Source organism: Limnohabitans sp. 2KL-3 (assembly GCF_001269405.1).
In the GTDB taxonomy this organism is placed as follows: Bacteria; Pseudomonadota; Gammaproteobacteria; order Burkholderiales; family Burkholderiaceae_C; genus Limnohabitans_A.
In genome coordinates this window covers 182,066-208,615 of record NZ_CXON01000001.1, presented here as the reverse complement: position 1 = coordinate 208,615, position 26,550 = coordinate 182,066, and the positions used below count along the sequence as shown (strand labels likewise).

The 26,550-nt window shown below is 60.5% G+C and carries 27 protein-coding genes; 21 read left to right on the top strand and 6 right to left on the bottom strand.

The genetic code is table 11. The annotated features are described in order from the left end of the window. The 3 genes from AMM41_RS00930 to AMM41_RS00920 are packed head-to-tail and all read right to left on the bottom strand — an operon-like array spanning position 1 to position 1,918. Complete coding sequence (locus AMM41_RS00930; protein WP_228769033.1) at positions 1-525, bottom strand: hypothetical protein; 525 nt, start codon at positions 523-525, stop codon at positions 1-3. Between the two features lie 23 nt (positions 526-548). Next, the gene (locus AMM41_RS00925; protein WP_089952047.1) at positions 549-1,160 is read right to left on the bottom strand and encodes a hypothetical protein; all 612 of its coding nucleotides are present in this window, start codon (positions 1,158-1,160) and stop codon (positions 549-551) included. After that, on the bottom strand, positions 1,157-1,918 hold the full coding sequence (locus tag AMM41_RS00920) for a hypothetical protein (RefSeq protein ID WP_228769032.1): 762 nt from the start codon (positions 1,916-1,918) through the stop codon (positions 1,157-1,159). The genes AMM41_RS00925 and AMM41_RS00920 overlap by 4 nt, the downstream gene beginning before the upstream one ends. A 229-nt stretch (positions 1,919-2,147) precedes the next feature. Between AMM41_RS00920 and AMM41_RS00915 the strand changes: the two genes are divergently transcribed. Next, positions 2,148-3,401, top strand: coding sequence for an MBL fold metallo-hydrolase (locus AMM41_RS00915; protein WP_368664955.1), 1,254 nt, complete (start codon positions 2,148-2,150; stop codon positions 3,399-3,401). On the opposite strand, the gene AMM41_RS00910 is transcribed toward AMM41_RS00915, so the two are convergent. Next, positions 3,378-5,663, bottom strand: a complete 2,286-nt coding sequence (locus tag AMM41_RS00910) for a sigma-54-dependent Fis family transcriptional regulator (RefSeq protein WP_228769060.1) — start codon at positions 5,661-5,663, stop codon at positions 3,378-3,380. The two genes, AMM41_RS00915 and AMM41_RS00910, sit on opposite strands and share 24 nt — an antisense overlap. Positions 5,664-6,100: 437 nt before the next feature. On the opposite strand from AMM41_RS00910, the gene pedF reads away from it, so the two are divergent. The 8 genes from pedF (at position 6,101) to AMM41_RS00870 (ending at position 14,790) form a co-directional block, all read left to right on the top strand. After that, the gene (gene pedF, locus AMM41_RS00905; RefSeq protein WP_228769059.1) at positions 6,101-6,532 is read left to right on the top strand and encodes a cytochrome c-550 PedF; all 432 of its coding nucleotides are present in this window, start codon (positions 6,101-6,103) and stop codon (positions 6,530-6,532) included. Positions 6,533-6,705: 173 nt separating this feature from the next. Beyond that, entirely contained in the window at positions 6,706-7,608 is a 903-nt protein-coding gene (locus tag AMM41_RS00900) for a substrate-binding periplasmic protein (protein ID WP_089952040.1), read from the top strand. A gap of 335 nt (positions 7,609-7,943) precedes the next feature. After that, positions 7,944-9,227, top strand: coding sequence for a PQQ-dependent sugar dehydrogenase (locus AMM41_RS00895; protein WP_089952038.1), 1,284 nt, complete (start codon positions 7,944-7,946; stop codon positions 9,225-9,227). 88 nt (positions 9,228-9,315) lie between these two features. Next, positions 9,316-9,639 (top strand): c-type cytochrome, encoded by a 324-nt coding sequence (locus AMM41_RS00890; protein WP_089952036.1) that lies wholly within the window; start codon positions 9,316-9,318, stop codon positions 9,637-9,639. Between the two features lie 183 nt (positions 9,640-9,822). Next, on the top strand, positions 9,823-12,012 hold the full coding sequence (locus AMM41_RS00885; protein ID WP_228769031.1) for a TonB-dependent receptor family protein: 2,190 nt from the start codon (positions 9,823-9,825) through the stop codon (positions 12,010-12,012). 289 nt (positions 12,013-12,301) lie between these two features. Further along, on the top strand, positions 12,302-13,822 hold the full coding sequence (gene adh, locus AMM41_RS00880; RefSeq protein ID WP_089952031.1) for an aldehyde dehydrogenase: 1,521 nt from the start codon (positions 12,302-12,304) through the stop codon (positions 13,820-13,822). 73 nt (positions 13,823-13,895) lie between these two features. After that, positions 13,896-14,273: a DUF779 domain-containing protein gene (locus AMM41_RS00875; RefSeq protein ID WP_089952565.1), complete on the top strand. Its 378-nt coding sequence runs from the start codon at positions 13,896-13,898 to the stop codon at positions 14,271-14,273. Between the two features lie 100 nt (positions 14,274-14,373). Next, positions 14,374-14,790, top strand: a complete 417-nt coding sequence (locus AMM41_RS00870) for a BLUF domain-containing protein (RefSeq protein WP_089952029.1) — start codon at positions 14,374-14,376, stop codon at positions 14,788-14,790. A 9-nt stretch (positions 14,791-14,799) separates the two neighbouring features. Here the strand turns inward: AMM41_RS00870 and AMM41_RS00865 are convergent, their stop codons facing one another. After that, complete coding sequence (locus AMM41_RS00865) at positions 14,800-15,687, bottom strand: alpha/beta fold hydrolase (RefSeq protein ID WP_089952027.1); 888 nt, start codon at positions 15,685-15,687, stop codon at positions 14,800-14,802. A 7-nt stretch (positions 15,688-15,694) separates the two neighbouring features. Next, positions 15,695-16,684 (bottom strand): Bug family tripartite tricarboxylate transporter substrate binding protein, encoded by a 990-nt coding sequence (locus AMM41_RS00860; protein ID WP_089952025.1) that lies wholly within the window; start codon positions 16,682-16,684, stop codon positions 15,695-15,697. Positions 16,685-16,800: 116 nt separating this feature from the next. On the opposite strand from AMM41_RS00860, the gene AMM41_RS00855 reads away from it, so the two are divergent. The 12 genes from AMM41_RS00855 to AMM41_RS00800 all read left to right on the top strand — a co-directional run bounded on the left by AMM41_RS00855 (position 16,801) and on the right by AMM41_RS00800 (position 26,539). Next, the gene (locus AMM41_RS00855; protein WP_089952023.1) at positions 16,801-17,769 is read left to right on the top strand and encodes a LysR family transcriptional regulator; all 969 of its coding nucleotides are present in this window, start codon (positions 16,801-16,803) and stop codon (positions 17,767-17,769) included. 47 nt (positions 17,770-17,816) lie between these two features. Then, positions 17,817-18,182, top strand: coding sequence for a DUF2946 family protein (locus AMM41_RS00850; RefSeq protein ID WP_089952020.1), 366 nt, complete (start codon positions 17,817-17,819; stop codon positions 18,180-18,182). A 132-nt stretch (positions 18,183-18,314) separates the two neighbouring features. Next, the gene (locus tag AMM41_RS00845; RefSeq protein ID WP_089952016.1) at positions 18,315-18,788 is read left to right on the top strand and encodes a copper chaperone PCu(A)C; all 474 of its coding nucleotides are present in this window, start codon (positions 18,315-18,317) and stop codon (positions 18,786-18,788) included. A 31-nt stretch (positions 18,789-18,819) separates the two neighbouring features. Further along, positions 18,820-19,218, top strand: coding sequence for a DUF2946 family protein (locus AMM41_RS00840; RefSeq protein WP_089952014.1), 399 nt, complete (start codon positions 18,820-18,822; stop codon positions 19,216-19,218). Between the two features lie 95 nt (positions 19,219-19,313). Beyond that, positions 19,314-19,901, top strand: a complete 588-nt coding sequence (locus AMM41_RS00835) for a cyclic nucleotide-binding domain-containing protein (RefSeq protein ID WP_146186281.1) — start codon at positions 19,314-19,316, stop codon at positions 19,899-19,901. Positions 19,902-19,911: 10 nt separating this feature from the next. Then, positions 19,912-20,457 carry a copper chaperone PCu(A)C gene (locus tag AMM41_RS00830; protein ID WP_228769030.1) on the top strand — a complete coding sequence of 182 codons (546 nt, stop codon included), beginning with the start codon at positions 19,912-19,914 and terminating at the stop codon, positions 20,455-20,457. A 20-nt stretch (positions 20,458-20,477) separates the two neighbouring features. Further along, positions 20,478-21,362 (top strand): MbnP family copper-binding protein, encoded by an 885-nt coding sequence (locus AMM41_RS00825; protein WP_089952008.1) that lies wholly within the window; start codon positions 20,478-20,480, stop codon positions 21,360-21,362. A gap of 21 nt (positions 21,363-21,383) precedes the next feature. Next, positions 21,384-22,532, top strand: a complete 1,149-nt coding sequence (locus AMM41_RS00820; protein WP_089952005.1) for a methanobactin export MATE transporter MbnM — start codon at positions 21,384-21,386, stop codon at positions 22,530-22,532. Positions 22,533-22,583: 51 nt separating this feature from the next. Then, a complete protein-coding gene (locus AMM41_RS00815; RefSeq protein WP_228769029.1) occupies positions 22,584-22,904 on the top strand; it encodes a DUF2946 family protein in 321 nt (106 codons plus the stop codon). A gap of 91 nt (positions 22,905-22,995) precedes the next feature. Next, a complete protein-coding gene (locus tag AMM41_RS00810) occupies positions 22,996-25,107 on the top strand; it encodes a TonB-dependent siderophore receptor (RefSeq protein ID WP_089952003.1) in 2,112 nt (703 codons plus the stop codon). Between the two features lie 54 nt (positions 25,108-25,161). Beyond that, positions 25,162-26,043 (top strand): DJ-1/PfpI family protein, encoded by an 882-nt coding sequence (locus AMM41_RS00805; RefSeq protein ID WP_228769028.1) that lies wholly within the window; start codon positions 25,162-25,164, stop codon positions 26,041-26,043. Between the two features lie 133 nt (positions 26,044-26,176). Beyond that, complete coding sequence (locus AMM41_RS00800; protein ID WP_089952000.1) at positions 26,177-26,539, top strand: DUF2946 family protein; 363 nt, start codon at positions 26,177-26,179, stop codon at positions 26,537-26,539. The last annotated feature ends 11 nt before the right edge of the window (positions 26,540-26,550 follow it).

Sequence of the window (26,550 nt, the reverse complement as noted above, 5' to 3'; positions counted from 1 at the left end):
TCATTTTTCGGGCAGCTGCGCACGGGGCAGGTCGCTGAGTTTGATTTGCACCTTGTCGTCGTTGGCTGGGCGCAACCAGGGCAGGCCGCCCTGGCCTCGGCGCGGCTCGGTGGTGCCGATCTGGGTGTTGCCGTCGCGGGCTTTTTTGATGCCGTCGCCCAGGATGCGGTGCAGGTCTTTTTCATAGGGCAGGCGGTGCACGCGGGGCAGATCCAGCGCTTCGTGGTCTTTGATTTCATTGACCCAGATGTAGATCGCGCCGGGGTGGTGGCGTGCCGGGCTGGGCTCGTCAAACACGGCCGACAGCAGCACAAAGCGCGGTGGCAAGGCGTCGTCGGCCGGCCAGCCCGCAATGCCGCGCAGCACTTGGTGGTGGAACAGAAAAAAGCCGCTGACCACCACGACCATGACCGCCTTGAGCAGCCAGTGCCAACGGGTGGCCAGGCACAGGCACAGCAGCAAAAAGGCCAGCAAGGCGTAGGCAATGGCCAGCCAGAGCAGTTCGGTGGTGGTGGTAGGGATCATGTGGGTTTTTCAGGGAGGGGTGTTCAGATGCCCGAGCGCATCACGATGGGTTTGGGGGCCGTGCTCACGTCCAGCACCTGGCCCTTGTCGTCAATCGAAAAGCGCACCAGGGTGCGTTCTTCGCCTTTGGCGCCGATTTGCTGGGTGCCGGTGAAGACGATTTCGGCCTGGGGGTTGATCTTGACCACGGTCACGGTGGCGTCCACGGGCAGCTGGTTGCGGCTTTCGTAATAGTGGGCGTTGACCACGTATTCGCCCGCCACCAGGCCGCGCAGGGTGACGATTTCTTGCCGGGCGGCGCTGGTCACGGTTTTGCCGTTGACCACCACCGAGTTGTTTTTGTCGCCCCGGTCGTCACGGTCCAGGTGCAGCATGCCCACGTCGCGCTGGCGAAACCACAGCAGCTTGCCGCCGGGCTCCATCACCCAGGTGTCCAGGTCGTTGGGGTTTTCGTCGGGCCAGGACACGGTGATCATGAACTCGGCCTTGGCGGGCACGTCACCGGCTTTTTTGGCCTGCGGGTTGAAGGACAGCAGCGCGATCACAAAGCAAAAGACGAAGGCGATCAACATGTTGAACAACATGTCGTAAAACGGGTCCGTCTCGGTGTCGCGGGTGCTGCGGCCAATGCTCATTCGGCGGCCCCGTTGCCTGCAGGCTGCATGGCCTGCGCCTCGCCCAGCGTCAAAATCTCGGCCACCAGGCCGTCGGCAAAGCGGTCAATGCGCATGAGCTGCAGGCCCAGCAAAATGTTGGCCGCCAGCCCGGTGATGGTGGTCAAGAGCGCAATGCCCAGCCCGCCCGTCAGGCTCTTGAGCATTTGCGCCGATTGCTGCGGGTCAAAGCCGTCCATGCGGCCCAGCTCCAGGGCCAACACCGAAAAACCAATCACCTTGCCCAGCAAGCCCAGCTTGAGCTGGATGCCGTTGAGCCACCAGGCCATCTCTTGCGGGCCGTGCGCCCGGTCGCTCAGCACCTGCAGCAAGATGCTTTTGTCGGTGTGCGCATGGCCACGCGCTTGCAGGTAGTCGTGCGCCCAGCTGGTTGGTTCGGCATTGGCCATGGCCCCACCGCTTTGCAGCGCCTGCCATTGCAAACCCAGCGCCCAGCAGCGCATGCCCGCCCAGACCGAGCAGCCGATGAACAGCAGCACGATGACGATGGTCAGGCCCGTAGGGTCGGCCTGCACCAGGCGGTGCCACAGGCCGTGTTGCCACATCACCGCAGCGCCAAACACCAGTAAGCCCATGAAGGCCAGCCACAGCAGGAACAGGCCTTGCGGCGCTTGCTCCAGCGACAGGCTGGGGCGGCCCACCACCGGTAAGCGCTTGACCAGCAGGGCACCCCACATGCGTTGGTGCCATCGACTGGCCGAAGGGGCAAGAGCATTCATGCGGGGGTTCACTCCAAAAAATAAACGGGCTGGCATGGCAAGTGCTGCATGTGCGACCATCTCGGTCTCCACCGATCAGGTCGTTCAAACCATTGCCCCTTCTTTGTCACAGAGCAACAAAAGTGCCACCCATTCTGATCAAATTTCACCTCAAGATCCGACACACGGGCGACCCGGGGGCCTGGACTTGTTCCAATATGGAGCAAGTGAGGGGGCGGGCTTGACACAAGTGTTGCGCGTGCGCTGGGCCCAGCTTCGCTGGATCGTGGGGTGCAGCTTGACCCTGTTGGCCTGGCCCACTGGGGCTGCGCCATGCACCGCCCCGCCCGCGCTGGCTTGGCAGACGGTGTTGCCTGGAGTGGCGGTGGTGCATGGGCAGTGGCATGCGGTCACGCCCGATGGACGCTCGCACGCGGCCACCACGGTGGTACTGGGGCAAAACGCCGATGTGACGGTCATCGACCCCGGGCCGACTTATGGCGTTGGGCAGGCCTTGCAAAAAGACCTGAAATGCCGCCACCCCGCGTCGTCGGTCACGCGGCTGATCAACACCCATGCGCATGCCGAGCAAGTGCTGGCCAATGCGGCCTGGGTGCCTGAGGCATCGGCCGATGTCCCCCAAGTCGAAGCCGCAAAGCGCCGAGCTGCTCCGGGTGTGCCCATGGGTGCGAGCGTGGGGGTGGTTGTGGCCGCCACTCTCGGCACCCAGCAAGCCATGCGCCAGCGCTGCCCCGATTGCCTGGCGGCCTTGCAGCACGATTTGGGCGAACAGGCCTCGCGCGGCACGCGCATCGTGTTGCCCACCCAGGTGCTGCATGACGGGCAACGGGTGCAGGCTGGCGGCCGAAGCTGGCAGGTGCACGACATGCCCCATGCCCACACCGAAAGCGATTTGGTGCTGTGGTCGGCCCAAGAGGGCATTGTGTTGGCCGGGGGGCTGGTCGATGGCGATGTGCTGCCCGTGTTGGCCCAAGGCAGCGTGCGGGGTTGGCTGCATGCGTTGGACCGCATGCGCGCCTGGCAGCCGCAGTGGCTGGTGGGGCAGCACCTGGTGCGCGGCCCGGGGCAAGTGCAGGCGGCCTTGCAGCGTCAACAGCACTACCTGTGCAGTCTGGTGCGTTACGCCTGGCAGGGCCTGGAGCGGGGCTGGTCAGAGGCCGAGGCGGTGCAGCAAGTGCCTTGGCCTGCGGCTTGGCAGGCTGGTGCGGTGCCCGAACAATCACGGCCGCATAAGGTGCGGCCAGACCGTTCGCCTCTTCAGAAGGCGGCAGAACTGCCAGTCAACGGTCAGCGCAGAGGCGGCCTTTTAGAGACCGAACAGCAGGATAAGGCCCAAGAGGCTTGGACAACGCAGCAGCGCCAGCAACATGTGTTCAACCAACTCCGCGCCTGGCGTGAGGTGGAACTCAGCTGGCTGGAGCAAGCCGAGCGCCCCAGCCCTTGGGCAAGCTGGTGTGCCTTAACCCCAGACGTCGGCCGGTAACTGCTCTTTTTTGCGGTAGATGGTGTTGCGCGACACCCCCAAGAGCTTGGCCGCCGCTGACACATTGCCCTGACATTGGCGCAGTGCATCGGTCATGGCTTGCAGGGCCACGTCTTGCAGGCGTGCGGCGCTGGTGGCTGGTGCGGCGAAAGGGTTCGCGGCGGCGTTCGCGGAAGCTGCGGCAGCCATGGGGTGCTCTGTGGCGGGGGCTTGTGCCACCCACACCGGTGTTGCATGGGCACCGCCTGCAAGGCCCGAGGGCGTCGAAGCCGTGCTGCCGCTGACGGCCGCGCCGGGTGCGAAAAAGCCACGCGGGTGGGCCGATTGCAGCGCCTGCACATCGGCCAAGGGGGGCGCGGCGCAGCCTGCTGCGTGGGGCATGCCCAGCGCGGCCTCTTCGCAAGGCAATGGGTCGGGCGTGCTGGTGTGGGTGAACTGCTGAACTTCGTCCAAAAAGTCATCGGGCAGGTGTTCCACCTCAATTTGGCCGCTGTGGCCCACCATGACCACGGCGGTGCGCAAGAGGTTGTGCAGCTGGCGGAAGTTGCCAGGCCAGCGGTACTGCTTGAACATCGCCATGACGCCGGGCGACACGCTGATGTGCTGTTCGGGCGTGCACAGGTTGAACAAAATCTTGTTGGCCACCACTTCAAAGTCCGAGCGTTCGCGCAAGGCGGGCAAGCGCACCACCAGGCCGTTCAGGCGGTAGTACAGGTCTTCGCGGAACTGGCCCTGGGCGATCAGGGTTTTGAGGTTTTTGTTGGTGGCGCAAATGAGCATCACGTCCACCTCGTATTCCTTGCCCGAGCCCAGCGGTGTGACCCGGCGCTCTTGCAGCACACGCAGCAAACGCGCCTGCAGCTGGGTGGGCATGTCGCCGATTTCGTCCAGAAACAGCGTGCCGCCGTGCGCCATCTGGATCTTGCCGGGGGCGCCACGCCGTTTGGCACCGGTGAACGCGCCTTCTTCGTAGCCAAAGAGTTCGGACTCGATCAGGGTTTCAGGAATGGAGGCGCAGTTGATCGACACAAAGGGCCGCCGTGCCCGTGCCGAGTCGTTGTGGATGGCCTGCGCCAGGATGTCTTTGCCGGTGCCGGTTTCACCCAGGATCATGATCGGGATGTCGCTGCCCTGCACCCGCTGCAGCTTGTGCAGCACGGCGGCCACTTGCGGGTCGCCGGTGTTCAGGTAGTGCAAGCTCGACAAGCTGGCGCGGCCGGCCGCAGCGGCGGTGGTGGCACGGGTGGCCGGGCTGGGGTTGGGGGGCTGCAAGGTTTCCGCTTGCGGATTGGGGTTGCTCTGGGGTGAAGGCTGTGCAGAAAACGCCTCTTGCATGCTGCTGAACCAGTGGCTGGTTTTCAGGCGGGCCTGGCAAAACACCTGCACGCCGTTGTGCATGCACAGGTTCACCGGCTGCCCGGCGGCATGGCGCAGGCGGTCATGAAACTGCGAGATCGGCTGGTTGAACAGTGACGAGAAGGTGTGCGCCTGCATGGCATTGACCGACAGGCCCAGCTGAAACTGGGCACTGCGGTTGGCAGACAAAAAACGTCCGTCCAGCGTGAAGACGATGATGCCTTCGACCAAAGTGCTCAGGAATTCAGGGCGGCTATGAAAGTGAATCCGCATGGCGTCGGGAAACACATTGGCAAACATGTGGTTTTCGATCATTTGCGCCGACATGCGCACCAGCGCCATGGTGTGCTGGTGGTAGCTGCGCTGATCGCCCGTCACGTCCAATGCGCCCATGACCTTGCCGTAGGGGTCAAAGATGGGGGTGCACGAGCAGGTCAGGAACTGGTTGGCTTGCAAAAAGTGGTCGTTCCCATGCACGACCATGGCTTGGCCCTCGGTCAGGGCGGTGCCAATCGCGTTGGTGCCTTTGCTTTGTTCGGACCATTCCACGCCGGGCATCAGGGCCACGCGGGAGGCTTTTTCCAGAAAATCGGCATCGCCCAGCGAGTGCAGGATCAGCCCGTTGCTCGACGTCAGCAGCACCATGCTGTGCGTGTTGGCAATTTGTTCGTACAGGGTTTCCATGACGGGGCTGGCGTGCTGGTAAAGCAGGCGGTTTTCATCACGGGCGTTGGCAATGGCCGGGGCTTGCAGCTGGGAGTAGTCGGGTTTTTCCGAAGCCTGTAGCCCGAAAGAATGGCTGCGCCCGTGCGATTGCAGGATCGCGCTGCGGTGGTGGTCACTGTCCAGCGCATACAGGCCTTGGCCATGGGCCACGGTCGCTGCGCGTGCAGGCATGCTGAGCATGGTGTCTCCTAGGGGATCTATCACCGCCCAGGTGGCGCTGTAGACCTCGTCTAATTCTTGTAGGTTGGCCGAGTCTGTGGATTCGGTCGGAATGCCATGGTCAGGCCTGAAGCTTTCATTTTCTTGACGCAATACAGCTCCCAGGGATCAAAGTGTGTCGTTTTTGGACACATGCAAAACTTCGGCCAAGGGTGAGAGCCATGAAATCCAGCGGGAGACAGGGCTGAATCTTGAAAACTGTCACCATTTGCAACACACCCTGTGACAAGTGACCCCGCGCTTGTGCCATTCGTGACTGCAGGGGGGCGCTGTGGCGGGTAAAAACATGGCACGCAATTTGCCAAGTCAGGACATCCTTTTCAACTTTACGAGTTCATTCCATGAAAATCAGCTCTTTGCGCCTTTCTTGCCTGCGAAACATCTTTCTGGCTTCGGCCATGACCGTGCTGGGGGCCGCTGCGTGGGCCCATGGCGATGTGACCCCCCAAGCGGTGGACACCAAAACCCTGCCCCAACTGGGCAGCAAATGGTTGCCCAGCAACCCGTACAGCACAGGTCCTGCTGCCAAAGAGGCCTTGCGCATTGGCACCTCGGCCTACAACCAGAACTGCGCACGATGCCACGGGCTGGAAGCCATTTCGGGCGGCATTGCCCCCGACTTGCGCAAAATGGATGCCGATTGCACCGGCATGGCCGATGCGCAAAAGAAAAGCGCCTGCCTGGCAGAAATGGACGAGTTTTATGTGGCCACCGTGCGCCGTGGCCGCACCCGCGATGGCCGTGTCTACATGCCCCCCTTTGAGGCGACTTTGAGCCAGGAAGCCATCTGGGCCATCCGCACTTATCTGGAAACGCGCCGCGAAAAATAAGCCATCAGGCCGTTCAGGCTGTAGGTCGGTGGCTTTAGCCCCGACAGAACGCCGAAGCCGAAGCCAGCGATGTCGAACCTAAGGTGCTGAACTGCACCCCTGAAGACGCGCTGCGCCCCATGGCTTGCAACCTTGATTCCCCCATTCCAAATCCACAAATTTCAGGAGACACCATGAACACCCCTTTGCAGCGCAGCCCAGAAGACACAGGTTTGTCGCGTCGCCAATGGCTGACCGGAGCCGCGGCGGCCTGCCTGGGTGGCGGCCTGGTTGCAGCGCCGGCGCAAGCGCAAGAGCTGTTTGACCTCGACAAAGTGCGGGCCAGCGGCATCCTCAAGGTGGCTTTGTACAAAGACAACGCGCCTTACTCTGACGGCAAGGGGCAAGACATGGAGGGCGTTGATGTGGCGCTGGCGCAGGCTTTGGCCGCCGAAATGGGCCTCAAGCTCAGCCTGTTGCCCTTTGATGCCGGTGAAAAAATGAACGATGACCTGCGCAACATGGTGTGGCGTGGCCATTACCTGGGCTATGGCCCGGCCGATGTGATGCTGCATGTGCCGGTGGACAAATTCCTCATGGTGGACAACCGCCAAGCCCTGATATTTGCGCCTTATTCACGCGAGGTGCTGGTGGTGTTTCACGCCCTGGACCGTTTGCCCTCCCTTCAGTCCGGCATGGACCTGCAAGACCTGCCCTTGGCCGCTGAGCGAGGCAGCGGTGCGGCCAGTACCTTGATTGGTTTCAGCGGTGGGCGTTTGCGCTCGCAGGTCAAGATGTTCAATTCCGGCATCGACGCCGCACACAGCGTGATCAAGGGTGAAGCCGCCGCCGCTTACGTGACCCGTGCCCAAGCCGAAACTGCTTTGCGCGCTTCGGGGCGGCCCCCTGCAGGCTTTGGACTGACCCAGTTGACCTTGCCAGGCTTGGCCGATAACGGTTGGCCCATCGGCATGGCCGTGAATGCCAACAACAAGAAACTGGCGCTGGCGCTGGAAAGCGCCTTGCAAAAAGTCCGCGCCGACGGCCGCCTGTTGGCCATGTACCGCGACCGGGGCTTGACCCTGGTGGCACCTTGAAAGCTTGAGTTCATCGGCTGTTGACCCAGTGCCTGCCCCATTGGGCGAAAACCTGCCTGCGCTCACAGTGTGAGTCGCTTGGCTTGGTCAGACCTGATGGGCAGCGCATCTCAGGGTTTGAGCGCCGCAGTGCTTGTCAGTCTCGGATGAGACAAAAATTCCATACATTTTTTTTAGAAAAGGTCAAATTTTTTTCATCTCATAAATGGGTTTTGGAAGGGTTTTCACCAAGGTTGAGTGCGAGTCTTTGGCCTAAATTGGAGCATGCCAAGTTCCTGCATTTGGGACTTTTCAAATGGCGTCAACCGATCGATTCCAAAGATCAATAACAGGAGATGAACGTGAAAATGACCCGACTCAGTGCTGCATTGCTCGCAGCCGCCCTGTCGACTGGGGCCTATGCCCAAGCTGGCAAAGACAATCTCAACACGATGAAGCAGATGAAGGTCGCCACGACCGATCTGAACATCCCCGTGGTGCCGCAAACTGGCCGAAATGCCGACGCGATCCGCAACAACCTGAAAAAGATCAAGATGCCCGAAGGCTTCAAGATCGAGTTGTTTGCCGTGGTGCCCGATGCGCGGCACATGGCCATCGCACCTTCGACCAACATGCTGTTTGTCGGTACCCGCAAAACCACCGTGTGGGCTGTCACGGACCGCAACAGCGATGGCGTTGCCGACGAAGTGAAGTCGTTTGCCCCTTCGCTCAATTTCAAGGTGCCCAACGGCGTGTGCTGGACCAAGGACGGTTTCCTGGTCGTGGCTGAACACAACCGCGTGCTGAACTTCCCGGCTGCCGAATTCTTCTACGAAGGCCCGGACGTTGCGGTCATTGAAGTGGTGCCACAGGGCAAGCTGATCCCGACCGAGCACGAGTCTTACAACCACGGTGCCCGCACCTGCCGCGTCGGTCCTGACGGCAAGTTGTACATCACGCTGGGTCAGCCGTTCAACGTGCAGCCCGCTGACAAGGTCGACGAGTTCAACCGCCTGGGCATTGGCGGCATCGTGCGCATGGACCCCTTCAGTGGCGGTGACCGCGAGGTCTTCAGCATTGGTGGTCGCAACTCAGTGGGCCAAGACTTCAACCCCAAAGACGGCACCTTGTGGTGGACCGACAACCAGACCGATGGTCTGGGCAACGACGTCCCACCCGGTGAGTTGAACCGCTCCACCAAGAAGGGCGAGCACTTTGGTTACCCCTACTGGAATGGCAAGTTCAAGGTGGCGGGTTCCGCTGCTGCGCCTGACCTGAAAGACATGAAGCCACCAGCCAACGCCGTGTTCCCCCAGATCGAATTCCCGGCGCACCAAGCGCAGCTGGGCATGACCTTCTACACAGGCAAGCAATTCCCGGCCAAGTACCGTGGTGGCATTTTTGTCGCTTCGCATGGTTCGTGGAACCGCAGCCCCGCCAGCGGTGCGCTCATCAACTTTGTCTCGCTCAAGGCTGACGGCACTGCCGACAAGTCCGAGGTGTTTGCCGAAGGCTGGTTGAGCCCTGAAACCGGCACCTACATCGGTCGTCCAGTCGATGTGGCCGTCATGAAAGATGGCTCCATGCTGATCTCTGACGACTACGTTGGTGCGATCTACCGCGTGACCTACGGCAACTGATGCCGTGACCCCTGAAGGCACCCGCAGTCTGCGGGTGCCTTTTTTTCAAAGAGCGAAAAGGTTGAAGATGTTTTCAGCAAAAGCAAGAATGTTTCAGGGGCTGGGTGTGGTGCTGGCCCTGTGCTTGGGTCTGGCTTTTCAGGCCCAGGCGGCCGATGCCAAAGCCGGACAGGTCAAGGCCGGCATGTGCGTGACCTGTCATGGTGCCTTGGGTTTGTCCAGCATGCCCAATGCGCCGCACTTGGCCGGACAACCGGCCATCTACATCGAAGAGCAGCTCAAGCAATACCGCAGTGGCAAACGTGCCAATGAGGTCATGGCGGTCATGGCCAAGCCGTTGACCGACAAAGAAATTGAGAATCTGGCCGCTTGGTACGCCTCAATTCCGATCGAAGTCGGACAACCCCGTTGAGTCTCAAGGGCAAGCGGGCATATTTCATGCATTCAATTTCGGCAAGTCTTGTCTGTCACAAAAGAGGACAAAAGCCATGGTGGCCCAGGTCACCCAGTTTGGAACACACCATTTCGAGACCGCGCAATGGTGACATTGAGCGTCAACCCCACTGAACACCATACGATCATGAATGCAGTACACATGAACTATCCATCCCCCCGATCTGCGCAGCGGGCTTCTTCTCTCCAACTGGCCCCCGTGGCATGGGCCATTGCAATGTTGTGCGCTGCTGGCGCGCAAGCGCAATCGGTCCCTCCATCTGCCGCGCTGGCGGATGCTGGGGCTTTGTCGCCGATGGTCGTGACCGCAGAGCGAAGCGCTGGCGGTTTGTGGCGTGGGGCAGGTTCGGTCGATATGGTTGAAGGCGATGAGCTGCGCGACGGTCAAGCGCAAGTCAATCTGTCTGAAAGTTTGGGTCGTGTGCCCGGTTTGGTGATCCGCAATCGGCAAAACTACGCTCAGGACCTGCAAATCTCGGTGCGCGGCTACGGTGCCCGCGCCACCTTTGGAGTGCGCGGCGTGCGTCTGTTTGTCGACGGCATCCCGGCCAGTGCGCCGGATGGCTCGGGCCAGGCGGCCAATTTTCCTTTGGGCAGCGCTGACCGTGTCGAAGTGGTGCGTGGCCCGATGGCAGCGCTCTACGGCGCATCTTCGGGCGGTGCCTTGTTGCTCTACACCGAAGACGGGCAACAACCGTCGCAGTGGCGGACAGGTGTGGTTGCAGGGTCAGATGGTTTGTGGCGCGCCTCCACCCAAGTCACAGGCCAGACTGGCTCAGCGCAGGCCCCGGGATGGTCGTATGCGCTGGACGTGAGTGGCTTTGCCACCGATGGCACACGTCCTCAGTCCGCCGCCGACCGCAGTACAGCGAATATGAAACTCTCTCGCCCACACGACGGTGGGCGCACCGTGCTGGTGTTCAACCGGCACAGCAGTTTTGCGCTGGACCCGCAAGGTTTGGATCGCGCAGCGTTTGATGCCAACCCGGATCAAACCAATTCGGGCGCGCTGGATTACAACACTCGAAAAACAGTCTCGCAAACCCAATTGGGCTTGGCTTTCGAGCAAGCGTTAGGTCATGGTCACAAGCTGGAGCTGATGGCTTATGGCGGTCAACGCCAAGTGGTGCAGTTTCAATCCATCACGGCCGGGGCGCAGGCCGCACCAGGCAGTTCGGGGGCCGTGATTGATTTGGACCGTGACTATTGGGGCTGGAACGCCCGTTGGCGTCATGAACAAGACTGGCAAGGTGGTCGTTTGTCCGTCAGCGCGGGTGTCGCGTCAGACCACCAAAGCGACAGCCGTAAAGGCTATGAAAACTTTATGGGTGATGTTGTGGGTGTGCAGGGCAAACTCCGTCGTGACGAGATCAACCGCGCCCAGACACTCGATCCCTATGTCCAAACCGAATGGCGCACGCAAAACCTGACGCTCATGGGGGGCGTGCGCCAGACAAGCACGGACTACAAATCCACCGACCTTTACATCGTGGGTAACAACAAAGACGACAGTGGAACCAAGGACTTCAAAGCCACTTTGCCGGTGGTGGGTGCGCGCTGGCAGTGGAGCCCCGCCGTGCAAGCTTTCGCCAGCATCGGCAAGGGCTATGAGATTCCCACGCTCAACGAAGTGGCCTACCGCAGTGGCGGCGTCTCGGGCTTCAACACCGAACTCAACGCTGCCCGCAGCACCAGCGCCGAGCTGGGCTTGCGCGGTCGCGCCGACAAGTTGCGCTGGAGTGCGACCGCATTTGACATCCGCACCGACGACGAGATCGTGGTTCAAAACAACACTGGCGGACGAACCACGTTCCAAAATGCTGGACGCACCTTGCGCCAAGGCTTGGAGCTGGCCGGTGAATGGCGCACGGGCCCTGTGACGTTGACATCGGCCTACACCTGGATGCGGGCCAACTACAAAGACAGCTTCACGACATGCGTGGTGACTCTGTGCCCCAATGTGAACCAACCCGTGCAAGTGCCCGCAGGTAACCTGATTCCAGGCCTGCCCAAACATCAGCTTTTTGTGCAGACCGCTTGGGACACTGGCTGGGCTGGCAGTCGTGTGACGCTGGAGGCGCGCCATGCAGGGCGGGTCATGGTCAATGACCTGAACGACGATGCGGCAGCCTCCCACACTTTGTTCAACTTGGGCGTGCAGTTCAAGCAAGAACACGGGGACTGGACACTGCGCGAGTTTGTCCGAGTGGACAACATCACCGATCAAAAACATGCGGGTTCGGTGATCGTCAACGATGGCAACAAACGCTTTTTCGAGCCAGGTCCAGGTCGCAAGTTGTTGTTGGGCTTGGAGGCTCAGCGCAGGTTCTGAGTCAACGACGTCACTACCTACTTAAAAGCCCCTTTTCAGGGGCTTTTTTTTGGCCAACTTCGACCCCATTGAGTTGAGAGATTTTTTTGTGACGTTCACCTATGAAATCATTTGCCGTGCCACATTGACGCAGTGTCACAAGCGGGCGCATGGGCCGTGAACGCTCAGTTCAGAAGTTGCTTCACGTTGGCGCAAAAAGACAGGTTTTGGGCATGTTTCAGGGTTGGCACGGTTGCTGCGAAAAGAAAGGCACGTCAAGCAAGACGTTTAACCTTTTCAGGAAACTCTCATGATTTACGCAGCACCCGGCACCGCAGACGCCAAAGTTCAATACAAAGCCCGTTACGACAACTTCATCGGTGGCAAATTTGTGGCGCCGGTCAAAGGCCAATACTTCGATGTGATCACGCCCATCAGCGGCAAGGTGTACACACAGGCCGCACGCTCTGACGCCGCCGACATCGAGCTGGCGCTGGACGCCGCGCACGCCGCCGCCGACGCTTGGGGCAAGACCGATGCCGCCACCCGCGCCAACATCCTGCTCAAAATCGCCGACCGCATTGAAGCCAATCTGGAAATGTTGGCCTACGCCGAAACCGTGGACAACGGCAAAGCGATTCGCGAAACGCTCAACGCCGACATTCCACTGACGGTGGACCACTTCCGTTACTTCGCCGGTTGCCTGCGTGCGCAAGAAGGCGCGCTGTCCAACATCGACGAGAACACCGTGGCCTATCACTTCCAGGAACCCCTGGGCGTGGTCGGTCAGATCATTCCTTGGAACTTCCCCATCTTGATGGCGGCCTGGAAACTGGCCCCTGCCATTGGTGCGGGCAACTGCGTGGTTTTGAAGCCCGCCGAGTCCACCCCCATCTCGATCATGATCATGGCTGAGCTGATCGCCGACTTGTTGCCCCCTGGTGTGCTCAACATCGTCAACGGCTATGGCCGCGAAGCCGGCATGCCACTGGCCACCAGCAAGCGCATCGCCAAGATCGCCTTCACAGGTTCGACCTCCACAGGCCGTGTGATCGCCCAAGCCGCTGCCAACAACCTGATCCCCGCCACGCTCGAACTCGGCGGCAAGTCGCCCAACATTTTCTTTGCCGACATCATGGACAAAGACGACGGCTTCCTCGACAAAGCCATCGAAGGTTTGGTCTTGTTCGCGTTCAACCAAGGTGAGGTTTGCACCTGCCCATCGCGTGCCTTGATCCAAGAAAGCATCTACGACAAGTTCATGGAGCGTGTCTTGAAGCGCGTGGCCGCCATCAAACACCAAAACCCACTCGACACCGACAGCATGATGGGCGCACAAGCGTCCAAAGAGCAGCTGACCAAAATCTTGTCTTACCTGGACTTGGGCAAGCAAGAAGGCGCTGAAGTCTTGGCCGGCGGTGAACAAGCCCATTTGGGTGGTGACCTCGAAGGCGGCTACTACGTGCAGCCCACCTTGTTCAAAGGCCACAACAAAATGCGCATCTTCCAAGAAGAGATCTTTGGCCCCGTGTTGGCCGTGACCACCTTCAAGGACGAAGCCGAAGCCCTGGAAATCGCCAACGACACTTTGTATGGTTTGGGCGCTGGCGTGTGGAGCCGCAACGGCAACGTGGCCTACCGCATGGGTCGCGCCATCAAGGCCGGTCGTGTGTGGACCAACTGCTACCACGCTTACCCCGCACACGCTGCGTTTGGTGGCTACAAAGAGTCCGGCATCGGCCGCGAAACCCACAAGGTCATGCTCGACCACTACCAGCAAACCAAGAACCTCTTGGTCAGCTACAGCGAGAGCAAACTGGGTTTCTTCTGATCGATTGAATCGGTCATCCTCACAGGGGCGGAGCAATCCGCCCCTTTTTGTCTTGGCATGTCAGGAGATGAACATGGTTGAACGTGTGGTGGTCACGCCCGAAGCGCTGGCCTTGATCGATGAACTCAAAGCCCAATACGGCGAACTGATGTTTCACCAAAGCGGCGGCTGCTGCGACAACAGCGCTGCCAATTGTTATTTGCCCACCGACCTGACGATTGGGCCTTACGACGTGTTGTTGGGCCATGTGGGTGGGGTGCCGTTTTATATCAGCAAATCGCAGTACGAGTATTGGAAACACACGCAGTTGATCCTGGATGTGATCGAAGGCTCGGGCGGCACCTTTTCGCTGGAAGGCAACACCGGCAAAGCGTTTCACACCCGCTCGCGCCTGTTCACCGACGAAGAGTGGGCCGCCATCGAGCCGCAGGTGATACGCGATTTGGCCTGAGTCGTATTCGCCCTTGGTATGCAAATGTGTAAGAGCCAGCGTTTTGTAAGGCAGGCATCAAGACCGTCGACAAAAATACCCGGTTGGTCTTGGAGCCCCTATGTTGGAACGCTTGGTTTATCGCTCAAAAGCCACCCACAAATTGGGCAGCTTGCATTTGTTCAATTTGCTGGTGCAGTGCCGCAAGCGCAACCTGAGCTTGGGCATCACGGGGCATTTGCTCTACACCGAGGAAATTTTTGTTCAGTGCATCGAAGGCCCCTCTGGCTCGATCGATGCTTTGTGGAAAAGCCTCCAACGCGATGAGCGGCACCACAACGTAGAACTGCTAGGGCGAGGCCCCATCACCGACCGGCAGTTTGTAGATTGGGCCATGGCCTTTTCTTCCTATGCGCACTACGACAAATACGACATTCCCGGTTTTTTCCCGGTAGATGAGGCGGGCATGGGTGAGGCTGCCCAGCGCTGTTTTGAGCTGGCACTTGAGTTGACCCGATGCCATGCGCTATCCGATTGAGGAAGGACGTCACGCTCCTGCGTGGCTGGTCTGAGCCACTGGCAAGCCGCCAAGCTGGTTCAAAAATGCCAAGCTTCTTTGGTTGAATTCAGCCGGATTGTCCCGAGCAGCACCATGTCCGGCGCTGCTGATGCGTCCGGTGTGTGCCTGTGTCATCACACGGCAAAGGTTGTTGTAGACGGCCTCGTGAATGGCCGGGGTCTGATCACCCGCCAGCAACAGAGTGGGTGTGCGGATGGCCCGAATGTCATCGGGCGTGATCATGGGAAATTCGTCGCTGGAGAGTGTCAGCATGCGGATGGACGCTGCGTTTTGCAAACGCCGATCGATGGCAGCATGGGGCAATTGACGCATGGTCTGGGCACCCACGATGCCGCCCGTCAGCAGCAGTGCGCCGCGCTCGGTGTCACCCGACAGGAAGGCTTGTCGGGCGGGCTCTCGCACTTCGCGCTCGAATGTGGCCAGGGCCATGCGACCGGCTTCGCTGCGCTCGGCCCAGCGCAGCATGGGCGGCTCCAACAAGACCATGGCCCGCACGCGGGAAGGGTGCCGATGGGCCAGCGCCAAGGCGGTGAAGGCCCCGTAGGACGAACCCACCAGCACCGCCGATGGAATGCCCCAGGCATCGAGCAATTGCAGGAGGTCGTCGGCCTCGACCAGGGCCGAATGGTCAGGCTGAGCTTGGTTGTTTCGGTTGGGCCAGTTGTAGCGGCGGCTGTAGGCAATGCAGCGAAATTGCGACGTGAATGCGGACCATTGGGGTGCCCAGGTTCGCCAGTCGCCCAAGACCCCATGCAAAAACACCAAGGGTGGCCCAGACCCCGCCTCGACATGGTGAAACTCCAGCCCGTTGGACAAAACGGTTCGCTGCGGGGTTTCTTGTTCAATATCCTGCATGGGTAACTTACTCCAGCTTCATGCCTGTGGCCAGTTCCCGGTAGCGGGCATCTTCGGCCAGCAAAAAGCGCCCGAACTCGGCCGGTGGCGCAAACGGGACCGAGGTGTCACCGGACTTGGCACGGCGTTCAACGTAGGCCGCATCCGTCAGGACGGCTTTGACCGCCTGGCTCAGGCGGTTCACCACAGCGGGCGGCAAACCGGATGGCCCTGCAATACCGGCCCAAATCTCGGTCACCACGCCTTCAAACCCGGGTGTTTCGCCCAAGGTGGGCAAATCGCTGGCTTGGGGTACTCGTTTGTCAGACAACACGCCAAGCCATGTCAATTTGCCTGCCTTCACATGGTGCAGAACACCGGGTAAGGCCACAACGGCCAAGTCGATCTGACCGGCCAGTAAGTCATTCAAAATGGGCGCACCCCCTTTGTAAGGTACAGCCAACAGATCAATTTTGGCGGCCCTCTCCATGGCCACGGTGGCAAATGCCTGAAGCGATGCATTGCCCGTGACGCCCACACTCAAGCCCTGGCTTTTTTGTTTGGCCAGGGCCAGCATTTGCGCCGCCGTGGTGGCTCCCAGATTGTTGCGTGCCACCAGCGTCATGGGGGTGCTGCCGACTTTGGCGATCGGACTGAAGTCCTTGGCGCTGTAACCGGCGGTTTTGAGGGCGATGGGGGTGACCACCATGTCACTGGTGGTCCCAAAAAGCAGGGTGTAACCATCGGCTTGGGCCCGCAGGACCTTCTGCGCTGCCAATGCGCCCGAGGCCCCACCGAGGTTTTCCACCACCACCGATTGCCCCAAGTGTTTGCCCAGTTCGTCGGCAAAGGAGCGGGCCAAGTTGTCAGCGGCACCCCCTGCAGCGTTGGGCACGACCAAGGTCACCGGGCGTTGCGGGTAGGCGGCTTGGGCGCTGGATGGCATGTGCCAGACCAAGGGGGTTAAGGCCAATGCGGCGCACAAAGCGCGGCGTGACCAGGTGGTTGGGTGCGGCATGTCAGTCTCCTTTTTATTTGGGCAGGAATGTGTCTTCGAAAAATCCGATTGTGGCGGCCACAATTCAGACAATGATCAATAATTGGCTTCACCTATAAGCATTTCAAATACCTTCTATGAGCTTGATCACGGCCACAGTGCTGATGAACCGCCTGCAAGCGAAGGCGAAGTTGCGTCACTTGCAAGTACTGGTGATGCTGGGTGAGCTGCACAGCGTCAAAAAGACGGCTGAGAGCATTGGTTTGAGTCAACCGGCTGTGAGCCAATTACTGGCCGACTTGGAGTCTCTGCTCGATGTCGCCTTGTTTGACCGTTTGGCGCGAGGGGTTCAGCCCACGCCTGCCGGACGCGAACTCATCCCAATGGCCGCACGCATTCTCGAAACCATGGCCCAGGGCACCGAGGCTTTGACTGCGCTCAAGTTACAGGGCAAAGGGTCTGTGCGCATCGCGGCGATTGCCGGTGCCATCAGCGGTTTTTTGAGTCAGGCCATACCGGCCTTCAGCTTGGCACACCCGCATATCCAGCTGCATGTGATGGAGACAGGTTCGACGGAATGGGCCCTCTTGTTGGCAAGAGGAGACATCGATTTGGCCGTTTGCCGCGAGCCCCGGACACCACCCCAAGGCTGTCGGTTTTGGCCCCTGATGCCAGATCGCTTTGTCATCGCCTGTGGCCCACAACACCCCTTGCTGCGACGCAAGGCCTTGAACTGGCCCGACTTGTTCAGGCGTGCATGGCTGCCCCCGCCCGTGGGGACCTCGGCCCGCACCGTGTTCGATCAACTGATGAACGAGCACGAGGTGCAAGCCCCCCTGTCTTCGGTGGTGACCCGCGTTTCCAGCTTGACTTGGGCCATGCTCAAGCAACAGCACTTGCTCACCTTGGTGCCCTTTGGTGTGGTGCGTCAGTGGGTGGACGCAGGTGAATTGGCGGTGATGGAACCCCCCGCACCCTTGCCCTTCACGCCCGTGGGTTTGGTGATGCCCCAAGAAGGATTGAGCAGTGCTGCTCAGACTTTTGCTGACTTTGTTGCCAGCCTTCAGGGTCCAGCCCAAGAGCAGGACGCGCAAGCCTTGGCATGAGACGCCAATGCTCAAGTTGAGTGCGTCGATGTCATAATCAACGCCTTATGTACTTCTTGCAATCCCTGCGCAACGCCCACCACCTCACCCGCCTCGTGCTGGTGTGGTTTGTGTTGTTTGTGGGGGTGGCCGTGGCTTCGCCGCTGGTCAACCCCGAGGGCGTGCAACTGGTGTGCACCACAGCGGGCAACGTCAAGCTGCTCCAGCTCGATGCCGATGGCGAGGAAGCGCAAAGCAGCCACCAAGGCCTGCACTGCCCCTTGTGTTTGCCGGTGGCAGCGCCCCCGGTGGTGTCGGTTTCAGCGCCAGTCCATGTCGGGCTGTCTCATGCGCTGCGTCCCCTAGAGCAGGCCCGGCTGGCCTCGCTCATTGGCCTGCCTTGGCAGGCCCGCGCTCCCCCTTATTTTTCTTGATCACGGCAGCTGGTTGACGGTCAAGTGCGGCATGTCCGCATGAGTCGGTCCACTTGTCCGTGATCCGGTGCGCTGGCTTTCAAGCGCCGCCATACCCTTTCCCTTTGTGTCTTTTTTTAACTGGAGTTCGCCATGAAACGCGTTGTTGTCTCTTTTGCCGTCCTGATGTCGGCCCTGTTCAGCCAGGCCCAAGCCCAAGTCACCGTGAAGGACGCTTGGGTGCGTGCCACCGTGGCGCAACAAAAAGCCACAGGTGCTTTCATGCAGCTGCAGTCGGCGCAAGACGCCAAACTGATCTCGGCCCAGTCGCCAGTGGCGGGTGTGGTTGAGGTGCACGAGATGGCCATGGACGGCGGCGTCATGAAAATGCGTGCAGTGCCCAGCCTGGCCTTGCCCGCTGGCAAAGCCGTCGAGCTCAAGCCTGGTGGTTACCACGTCATGCTGATGGACCTCAAGGGTCAGGTCAAAGACGGTGACACCGTCCCCGTGACGCTGGTGGTCGAAGGCCAAGACGGCAAGCGCCAGAACATCGAGATCAAGGCCTCTGCCCGCATGGCCGCCGCACCCGCCATGAAGCATGGCGAAGGCAAGATGCACAAGCATTGAGCGGACGGCTTGACCCTCGACTGACCTTTCAATGACCTGGACTTCTGCCCAACTGCGCAGGCTCAGCCTGTGGCTGCTGTGCGCGATGCTGCTGGCGGCTTTGGCCCCCACGGTCTCGCGTGCGCGGGCCTGGAGCCAGGGCAGCGCCGTGCCCTGGATGGCGGTGTGCACCACCGAGGGCAAACCACAGACGGCGCTCAACCAACAGGGCCATGCACAGGGCGACGAAGGTTCTGTGCCGACTGCTGCCATGCTCGACCATTGCGCTTTGTGCGTGCTGGCCAGCGACCGCATGGCGCCGCCGCCCACCCCCTTGTCGTGGCAGGCTTTGCCACAAGCGCCACCCTTGTTGGCGCAGTTGGATCAACACATTCCTCAGGCCGTCCCCCGCTGGACGGTCCACTCCCGCGCCCCGCCTGCCCACGCCTGAAGTCAGCCGTGGCAGGCCGGGCCCATGCCCGCCTGCTGTTTGCCGGGTGCCCGCTTTTCAGCGGGTGCACTGGCCGATTCAGTCAGGAGCAGAGTGTGCAATTTTTAAATCAAATTCCGGTGGGTGAACCCATCAGCGTGAGCCGAGGCCAAAGCTTGTTGGCCGCAGGCGGTGTCGGCCCCGTATGGCGCGTGACCCAAGGTGTTTTCAAGCTAGAGCGCCAGGGCCAGGATGGCCAAATTCTGGTGCAACTGGCCCAGGCCGGTGACCTGATCGGCGTGGAGTCGCTGTGTGCCGAGCCTTATGCCTTCACGGCCGTGGCCTTGGTGGCTGCGCAAGCACAGCCGCTTGCGGCTGGCCAAGACCTGGACCGTTACACCACCATGACGCAGGGCTTCATGCAGCAGCAACGCCAGACCTGCGACATGCACCGTTTGCGCACGGGGTCGATCGTGCAGCGCCTGGCCTATTTGTTGACCGTGTTGGGCAAACAGGCCGATGGCCGTGTGTTGACCGTGCAGCGCAAAGAACTGCCCACGCTCAAAGAAATGGCCCGCGTGGTCGACTCCACCTTCGAGACGGTGTGCCGCGAACTCAACACCTTGCTGCCCGAACGCAAGCAGCCTCGCCTGCGCGTGCCCAGCGTGTGGGCGGTGGGCCAGCCCTTTGCCATGGCTGCCTGAAAGGTCTGGTATGCAACAAGTGATTTTCAGGTTCTGGCAAAGCGCTCAAAAAACCGGCTTTGGCCTGGGTTTTGTGGTGGGCGGCTTGTTCATGGGGCTGGTGGCCCTGGCGTTGTTGGGCATGGGCTCTGCCCACGCACACGACTTTAAGCAGGGCGATGTGGTCATGGACCACCCCTACGCCACGCCCAGCCTGGCAGGCACGACCACAGGCGCGGTGTATTTCAAGTCCATCCGCAACAAAGGCAAAACGCCTGACCGCCTGCTGTCGGCCCGCACCGCTGTGGCCGCACGGGTCGAAATCCACCACATGCAGATGGACGGCAATGTCATGCGCATGCGTCAAGTGCCTGCCTTGGAGTTGCCCGCACAAACCGAAGTGTCCTTGCGGCACGGCGGTGCGGGCACGCACCACCTGATGCTGCTGGACATGGCCCAACCCCTCCAAGACGGTGACCGCTTCGATCTGGAGTTGGTTTTTGAAAAAGCAGGCACCCGGCGTGTGAACGTCTGGGTGCAAACACCGCGTGCAGGTGCACCTGCGCATCAGCATTGATTTTTGAACTGGAGAACACGATGAAAAATCTTTTTACCTTGACGGCAGTGGCCTTGGCCGTGAGCGCCTGCAGCACCCTGCCCAGCCCACCCACTTCCCAAGCCGTTGAGCTGAAGTTTGCTGCCCAAATCAACGGCCAGCCCTTTGCCTGCGGCCAGCGTTATGAAGGCGTGGGCAGCACGCGCTCGACCATCACGCCCAGCGACTTCCGCATGTATGTGAGCGAGGTCAAGCTGGTGCGCCAAGACGGCAGCACCGTGCCTGTGCAACTCGCGCAAGACGGCGTGTGGCAACAGCAATCGGTGGCGCTGCTGGACTTTGAAAACGGCGCAGGCCCTTGCCGCAATGGCACAGAAGCCACCAACACCAGCGTGCGCGGCCAAGTGCCTGCAGGCGAGTACACCGGGGTGGAACTCACTGTGGGCGTGCCCTTTGCACAAAACCACCAAGACCCCACGGTCGCCCCCGCGCCGCTCAACTCCACGGCCATGTTCTGGAACTGGCAAGGCGGCTACAAGTTCATCAAGTTCGACACCGCCAGCAGTGGCATCAGCACAGACAAACCCGCAGCAGCCAACGCCATGGGCCCGGTCACCCGCTACTCGGTGCACCTGGGCAGCACTGCATGCGCGGGCGAGAGCAAAACCCAAGCCCCCAGCGCTTGCCAAAACCCCAACCGCATGACGGTGCGCTTCGATGGCTTTGACCTGCGCAAAAACACCGTGGTGGCCGACATGGGCGCGGTGCTGGCACAGGCCAATGTGGACGTCAACGCCAAAGGCACATCGCCCGGCTGCATGAGCTTCCCCAAAGACGGCGACTGCCCACCCGTGATGCAGGCGCTGGGCCTGGCCTACGACGGCGTGGCCGCTGCAGGCCCTCAACGCCTTTTGTCCAAGCGCTGATCTGCACCCCAGAGCTCGGCCATGAACCCTTTGCGCAAAACCCTGAGCACCTGCCTGCTGGCCTTGGCTGGCTGGGCTGTGCTCACGGGCAGTTCCACAGACGTTTTTCATTGGGACCTGCCTGCCTGGGTGCCACGCCCTGTGGTGCCCGCAGACAACCCGATGAGTGTGGCCAAGGTCGAGCTGGGGCGGCACCTGTTTTACGACCAGCGCCTGTCGGCTGACAGCAGCATGTCGTGCGCCACCTGCCACCACCAGGACAAAGCCTTCACCGACGGACTGGCCGTGGCCAAGGGCGTGACCGGGCAAGCGGGTCATCGCAGTGCCATGGCGCTGGCCAATGTGGCCTATCTGCCTGTGCTGACTTGGGCCAACCCCAACCTCACGGCTTTGGAGGTGCAGGCGCTCATTCCGCTGTTTGGCGAGCACCCGGTTGAGATGGGCATGGCAGGGCGAGAGAAAGAACTGTTTGCACGCCTGCAAGCCGATGCGCGTTACCGTGACTTGTTTGCCAAAGCCTTTCCGGTCGAAGCCGCAAAAGGCAGCGAGGCTTTGTATTCGCTGGGCACGCTCACCAAAGCCTTGGCCAGTTTTCAGCGCAGCCTGCTCTCGTTTGACAGCCCGTATGACCGCTACAAATACGGCGGCCAGCCCACGGCCATATCCCCAGCAGCCAAGCGCGGAGAAAGCCTGTTCTTTGGCGAAAAGATGGAGTGCTACCACTGCCACGGCAGCTTCACCTTCACCGACAACATCCGCCACAGCAAGCTGCCATTGGCCGAGCGCGGCTTTCACAACACTGGCCTGCACAACCTGGATGGCCGGGGTGCCTACCCCGCAGACAACCCGGGCATCAGCGAGTTCACGGGCGACGCCGATGACATGGGCAAGTTCCGCACGCCCAGCCTGCGCAACATTGCGCTGACTGCGCCCTACATGCACGACGGCTCGATGGCCACGCTCGACCAAGTCATCCGCGCCCACTACGCCCAGGCCGGCCGCGCAGGTGGTACGGCCAACGGGCCCAGCCCCTTGCGCAGTTCATTGATCGGGGGCTTCGAGGTCAGCGAGCAAGAAGTCAGCGACCTGGTCGCTTTCTTGAACATGTTGACTGACCACACGTTTGTTCACAACCCTCGCCACGCGAATCCATGGGCTACCAGTCGCTGAGACATGGACATGCACCGTTCACACCCCTTCTTTCACTCGCTGAGTCGCCTCGTGCTGATTGGGTACGTGCTGTTTGTGGGCGTTTCGGTGTTGGCCGCCACGCTGCAGCCAAAGACCATGGACGTGGTGTGTTCCACCATGGGCATCATGAAGGTGGTGGTGCAAGGCGAGGGTGACGCCGCCCCCTTGAGCAGCAGCATGGACTGCCCGCTGTGCGCCCACGCCACACCCGCATTGCCGCCGCCCACGGTGGCGGCTTTGGCCCATGTGCCAGATGCACGCGCGTACATCGTGCAAGCCTTGCCCGAGGCTCTGCTGCTGGCCCGCACCGCGCCGCCACTGCCTTCTCGCGGACCGCCTGACTTGATCTGAATGCCGCAAGGCGATTTGTCTCCACCCGAATTGATTGGGTGATGTCTTTTTGTGTGCATTTTTTTCTTGCACACCCAGATCTCGTCAGAACATGAAAACAAAACTGAACTTCTCCACCGTGGCCATGGCCGCATCGGCTTGCTGCGCCGCTTTAGCGCAAGCCCAAACTCAAACCATCGAAGTCACGGCTGACAAAGACCGATATCAGCCAGCCTTGACGCAAGCCGCCACCCGCTCAGCGGTGCCTGTTGAGCAAGTGCCTCAGTCGATCGTGAGCATTCCGCGTTCGGTCATCGAGGACCAGGGCAGCAAAACGGTTTCGGACGCCTTGCGCAATGTCAGCAATGTGAATGAAATCGACCCACGCGACAGCAACAACGTGGGCTTCAAAATCCGGGGTTTCAATGCGGCCATGGTGGTCGATGGTGTCTCGGTGCCAGGCTGGTTTCAGAACCAAGAGAGCCTGGTGGGCGTTCAGCAAATGGATGTGATCAAAGGTCCGGCGGGGGGCCTGTATGGCAGTGGCCAGGCGATTGGCAATTATTCGACGGTGGGCGGCACCATTGCTGTGACGACCAAAGACCCTGTTGCCAAGGCCTCGCGTGAAGTGGGAGTCAAGTTGGGTAACTTTGGCCGCCGCAATGCGCACGTTGATTTGAATCAGCCGATCAACGAGGCGTGGGCGTTTCGGGTCAACGGTGAGCATGACCGTTCTGACAGCGAAACCCAAGGCGTGTTCTTCCGCAAGTCGGCGCTGAATCCGAGCCTGTCCTGGTCACCCGATGCCAAAACCAAAGTGGTCATCAAGGCCCGCATGTTGGACAACACCACGGTGGATTATTCGGGCTTGCCCCGCGCCAGCGCCTCGGCCACCGAGCCTGCTGCAGGCGTAGGCCGAAGCACCTTTGTCACGGCCACGGGCTTGCCCGACACCACACAAAAGTCACGCGGTCTGAATGTGCAGTGGACGCAAGTCTTGAACAATGACTGGACCTTGAAGGCGCTGGCCGCACACAACACCGCAGAAGTGGATCAGCGAGGGGTGTTTCCATTCCCTTATGGCAGCGAAGGCCAGTACGGCAGTGGTTTTGGCTCCAACGTGGTCTTGAGTGGTGCCCGTCTGTGGGAAAAGCTCACATCGAACACGGTTCAACTCAGTTTGGCGACGGCGATCCAGTCGGGCAAGGCGCTGCACCGTGTCAGCTTGGGTCTGGACCGCGACGAGACTCGGGACGATGGGTTCATGGCCTTTGCCAACCTGCCGTTTGTGATGACCGATTTGACCGGCAATGTGCGTCCAGCTTGGGGCGAGCCTGCTGTGCCTGCTGCGGCCAATCAGCAACAAAACCGCAGCACTTCGACCGTGGTTTATGTGCAAGACCAAGTTCAAGTGGGTTCTTGGCACTTGCATGGCAGCTTGCGTCATACACGCACCGAGGCCAAAGATTTGTATGCAGATTGGGGTATCAACAACCAAAGCACCAACAACAAAGTCACGCCACGTTTCGGCGCCGTTTTTGACGCCAGTGATGTCGTGTCGTTCTTTGGTGGTTACAGCCAGATGTCCCGAGTGCCGTTTGGCTCTTTGTTCAGCGTGGCGCCCAAAATGGAAGAGGCCGAGCAAAAAGAACTGGGTCTGCGCATCAAGGGCTGGCATGGTTTGAGTGCCACAGCCGCCTTGTTTGACATTCAACGCAAGAACGCCGCCGTGTCAGATCCGGCCAATCCAGGCTTTTCTGTGCAAACGGGTGTGCAGCAAGCCAAAGGCCTCGATGTGGACGTGCGCTGGCAAGCCTCACCTTCACTGGCCTGGATTGCGGCCTATACACACCAAACTGCAGAAATCACGCAAGACACCAATGCCGCTTGGGTGGGCAAGCGCCTGTTCAATGTGCCTGAACAAACACTGCGCGTGGCAGCACGTTACGACGTGCGACAAGGCGAGTGGAGTGGCCTGGGACTGGGCTTGGGCGCGTCGCATCGCTCCAACTTGGCTGGTGACACCAGCAACACCTTCTTGATGCCCGCGGTCACCTTGTGGGATGCACAGGCCAGCTACAAGCGTGGCGACGTCCAGTACAGCGCCAGCATCAGCAACCTGCTCAACAAACAGTATTACGCGCCCATGGCCTATTTTGGTGGTGGCCAAGTCGTACCCGGTTTGCCGCGCAGCCTGGTGGTGGGCATCAGCACGAAATTCTGATTCATCCACCACGCCACAGGAGGGGGCATCCGCAAGGGTGCCCCTTGAACTCTCATGAACCGTCGTTATTTCTCTCGTTTGTTGTCCTGGCCCTCTGTGGTGCTGGGCTACTTGGCCATGCAGACGTCCCAAGCGTCGGCCAAGCCCGCTGCCGTGCAAGCGCCCTCAAAGCAAGCTGCTGATGAGCACCACTTGGCCACCATGGACCGTTACGCGCCGCTCATTGGCGGCCCCAAAATCACCATCGGCATGTTGGTTTATCCGGGCATGTTTTTGCAGGATTTGGTCGGACCCTTGACCGTGTTCGAGGCCTTGATGAACAAGGAAATCCACCTGCTCTGGAAAGACCTGGAGCCCGTGGGCAATGAAAGCCCGGGGCCTGCCGCGCTGATTCCGGTCAAACCCACCACCACCTTCGCGCAATGCCCCGAGCAGCTGGACGTGTTGTTTGTGCCGGGTGGCGTGCCGGGCACCTTCACCATGATGGAAGACCCGGAAGTCCTGGCCTTTCTCAAGGCCAAAGGTCAAACCGCCCGCTATGTGACCAGCGTGTGCACCGGCTCCTTGATTTTGGGGGCAGCGGGTTTGCTCAAGGGCTACAAAGCCACCTCGTACTGGGACACCCGCGATGTGCTCAAGGAGTTGGGTGCCATTCCCACGCGGGGCCGCATTGTGGTGGACCGCAATCGCATCACAGGCGGCGGCGTGACGGCCGGGATCGACTTTGGCCTCAAGCTGGTGGCACTGCTGAAAAGCCGGGTCTATGCCGAGGCGGTGCAGTTGTACCTGGAGTACGACCCGCAGCCTCCCTTCAATGCCGGTTCGCCCGAAAAAGCGCAGCCACTGGCCAGACAGTTCTTGAAAGACATGTTTGCCGGGATGCGTGCCAATGCGTTGGCGACAGCCAAGAGGGCGATGCAAAGACTGGGTGCGTGAAGTCCATTCAGGGTGGCATGCCCCAACATCGCCATCTTCATGTGTGCGTTACCGCGATGAACTTGTCGCATGACAATCGTGGGTAATTTGATTTAGATCATTTCAAGTAGTCTGTTTTGCGATAATCCATGCCATGTTTTTCCAACGCCCACTCCTGCGCCAACTGAGCCGCCTCGTGCTGGTTTGGTACGTGCTGTTTGTGGGTGTGTCGGTGTTGGCGGCCACGCTGCAGCCCAAAACCATGGACGTGGTGTGTTCCACCATGGGCATCATGAAGGTGGTGGTGCAAGGCGAGGGTGAAGTCGCCCCAGTGAGCAGCAGCATGGACTGCCCGCTGTGCGCCCACGCCACCCCCGCATTGCCGCTGCCCACGGTGGCGGCTTTGGCCCATGTGCCCGATGCACGCGCCCACATCGTGCAAGCCTTGCCCGAGGCGCTGTTGTTGGCTCGCACCGCGCCGCCTTTGCCTTCTCGCGGACCGCCTGTTTTTAATTGATCCACACCCCC

What these genes read in the sequence shown, in the direction of transcription:
- AMM41_RS00930 (WP_228769033.1), bottom strand. Translation starts at nt 525, where the DNA reads ATGATCCCTACCACCACCACCGAACTGCTCTGGCTGGCCATTGCCTAC.
- AMM41_RS00925 (WP_089952047.1), bottom strand. Translation starts at nt 1,160, where the DNA reads ATGAGCATTGGCCGCAGCACCCGCGACACCGAGACGGACCCGTTTTAC.
- AMM41_RS00920 (WP_228769032.1), bottom strand. Translation starts at nt 1,918, where the DNA reads ATGAATGCTCTTGCCCCTTCGGCCAGTCGATGGCACCAACGCATGTGG.
- AMM41_RS00910 (WP_228769060.1), bottom strand. Translation starts at nt 5,663, where the DNA reads ATGCTCAGCATGCCTGCACGCGCAGCGACCGTGGCCCATGGCCAAGGC.
- pedF (WP_228769059.1), top strand. Translation starts at nt 6,101, where the DNA reads ATGACCGTGCTGGGGGCCGCTGCGTGGGCCCATGGCGATGTGACCCCC.
- AMM41_RS00900 (WP_089952040.1), top strand. Translation starts at nt 6,706, where the DNA reads ATGAACACCCCTTTGCAGCGCAGCCCAGAAGACACAGGTTTGTCGCGT.
- AMM41_RS00895 (WP_089952038.1), top strand. Translation starts at nt 7,944, where the DNA reads ATGAACGTGAAAATGACCCGACTCAGTGCTGCATTGCTCGCAGCCGCC.
- AMM41_RS00890 (WP_089952036.1), top strand. Translation starts at nt 9,316, where the DNA reads ATGTTTCAGGGGCTGGGTGTGGTGCTGGCCCTGTGCTTGGGTCTGGCT.
- AMM41_RS00885 (WP_228769031.1), top strand. Translation starts at nt 9,823, where the DNA reads ATGAACTATCCATCCCCCCGATCTGCGCAGCGGGCTTCTTCTCTCCAA.
- adh (WP_089952031.1), top strand. Translation starts at nt 12,302, where the DNA reads ATGATTTACGCAGCACCCGGCACCGCAGACGCCAAAGTTCAATACAAA.
- AMM41_RS00875 (WP_089952565.1), top strand. Translation starts at nt 13,896, where the DNA reads ATGGTTGAACGTGTGGTGGTCACGCCCGAAGCGCTGGCCTTGATCGAT.
- AMM41_RS00870 (WP_089952029.1), top strand. Translation starts at nt 14,374, where the DNA reads ATGTTGGAACGCTTGGTTTATCGCTCAAAAGCCACCCACAAATTGGGC.
- AMM41_RS00865 (WP_089952027.1), bottom strand. Translation starts at nt 15,687, where the DNA reads ATGCAGGATATTGAACAAGAAACCCCGCAGCGAACCGTTTTGTCCAAC.
- AMM41_RS00860 (WP_089952025.1), bottom strand. Translation starts at nt 16,684, where the DNA reads ATGCCGCACCCAACCACCTGGTCACGCCGCGCTTTGTGCGCCGCATTG.
- AMM41_RS00855 (WP_089952023.1), top strand. Translation starts at nt 16,801, where the DNA reads ATGAGCTTGATCACGGCCACAGTGCTGATGAACCGCCTGCAAGCGAAG.
- AMM41_RS00850 (WP_089952020.1), top strand. Translation starts at nt 17,817, where the DNA reads ATGTACTTCTTGCAATCCCTGCGCAACGCCCACCACCTCACCCGCCTC.
- AMM41_RS00845 (WP_089952016.1), top strand. Translation starts at nt 18,315, where the DNA reads ATGAAACGCGTTGTTGTCTCTTTTGCCGTCCTGATGTCGGCCCTGTTC.
- AMM41_RS00840 (WP_089952014.1), top strand. Translation starts at nt 18,820, where the DNA reads ATGACCTGGACTTCTGCCCAACTGCGCAGGCTCAGCCTGTGGCTGCTG.
- AMM41_RS00830 (WP_228769030.1), top strand. Translation starts at nt 19,912, where the DNA reads ATGCAACAAGTGATTTTCAGGTTCTGGCAAAGCGCTCAAAAAACCGGC.
- AMM41_RS00825 (WP_089952008.1), top strand. Translation starts at nt 20,478, where the DNA reads ATGAAAAATCTTTTTACCTTGACGGCAGTGGCCTTGGCCGTGAGCGCC.
- AMM41_RS00820 (WP_089952005.1), top strand. Translation starts at nt 21,384, where the DNA reads ATGAACCCTTTGCGCAAAACCCTGAGCACCTGCCTGCTGGCCTTGGCT.
- AMM41_RS00810 (WP_089952003.1), top strand. Translation starts at nt 22,996, where the DNA reads ATGAAAACAAAACTGAACTTCTCCACCGTGGCCATGGCCGCATCGGCT.
- AMM41_RS00805 (WP_228769028.1), top strand. Translation starts at nt 25,162, where the DNA reads ATGAACCGTCGTTATTTCTCTCGTTTGTTGTCCTGGCCCTCTGTGGTG.
- AMM41_RS00800 (WP_089952000.1), top strand. Translation starts at nt 26,177, where the DNA reads ATGTTTTTCCAACGCCCACTCCTGCGCCAACTGAGCCGCCTCGTGCTG.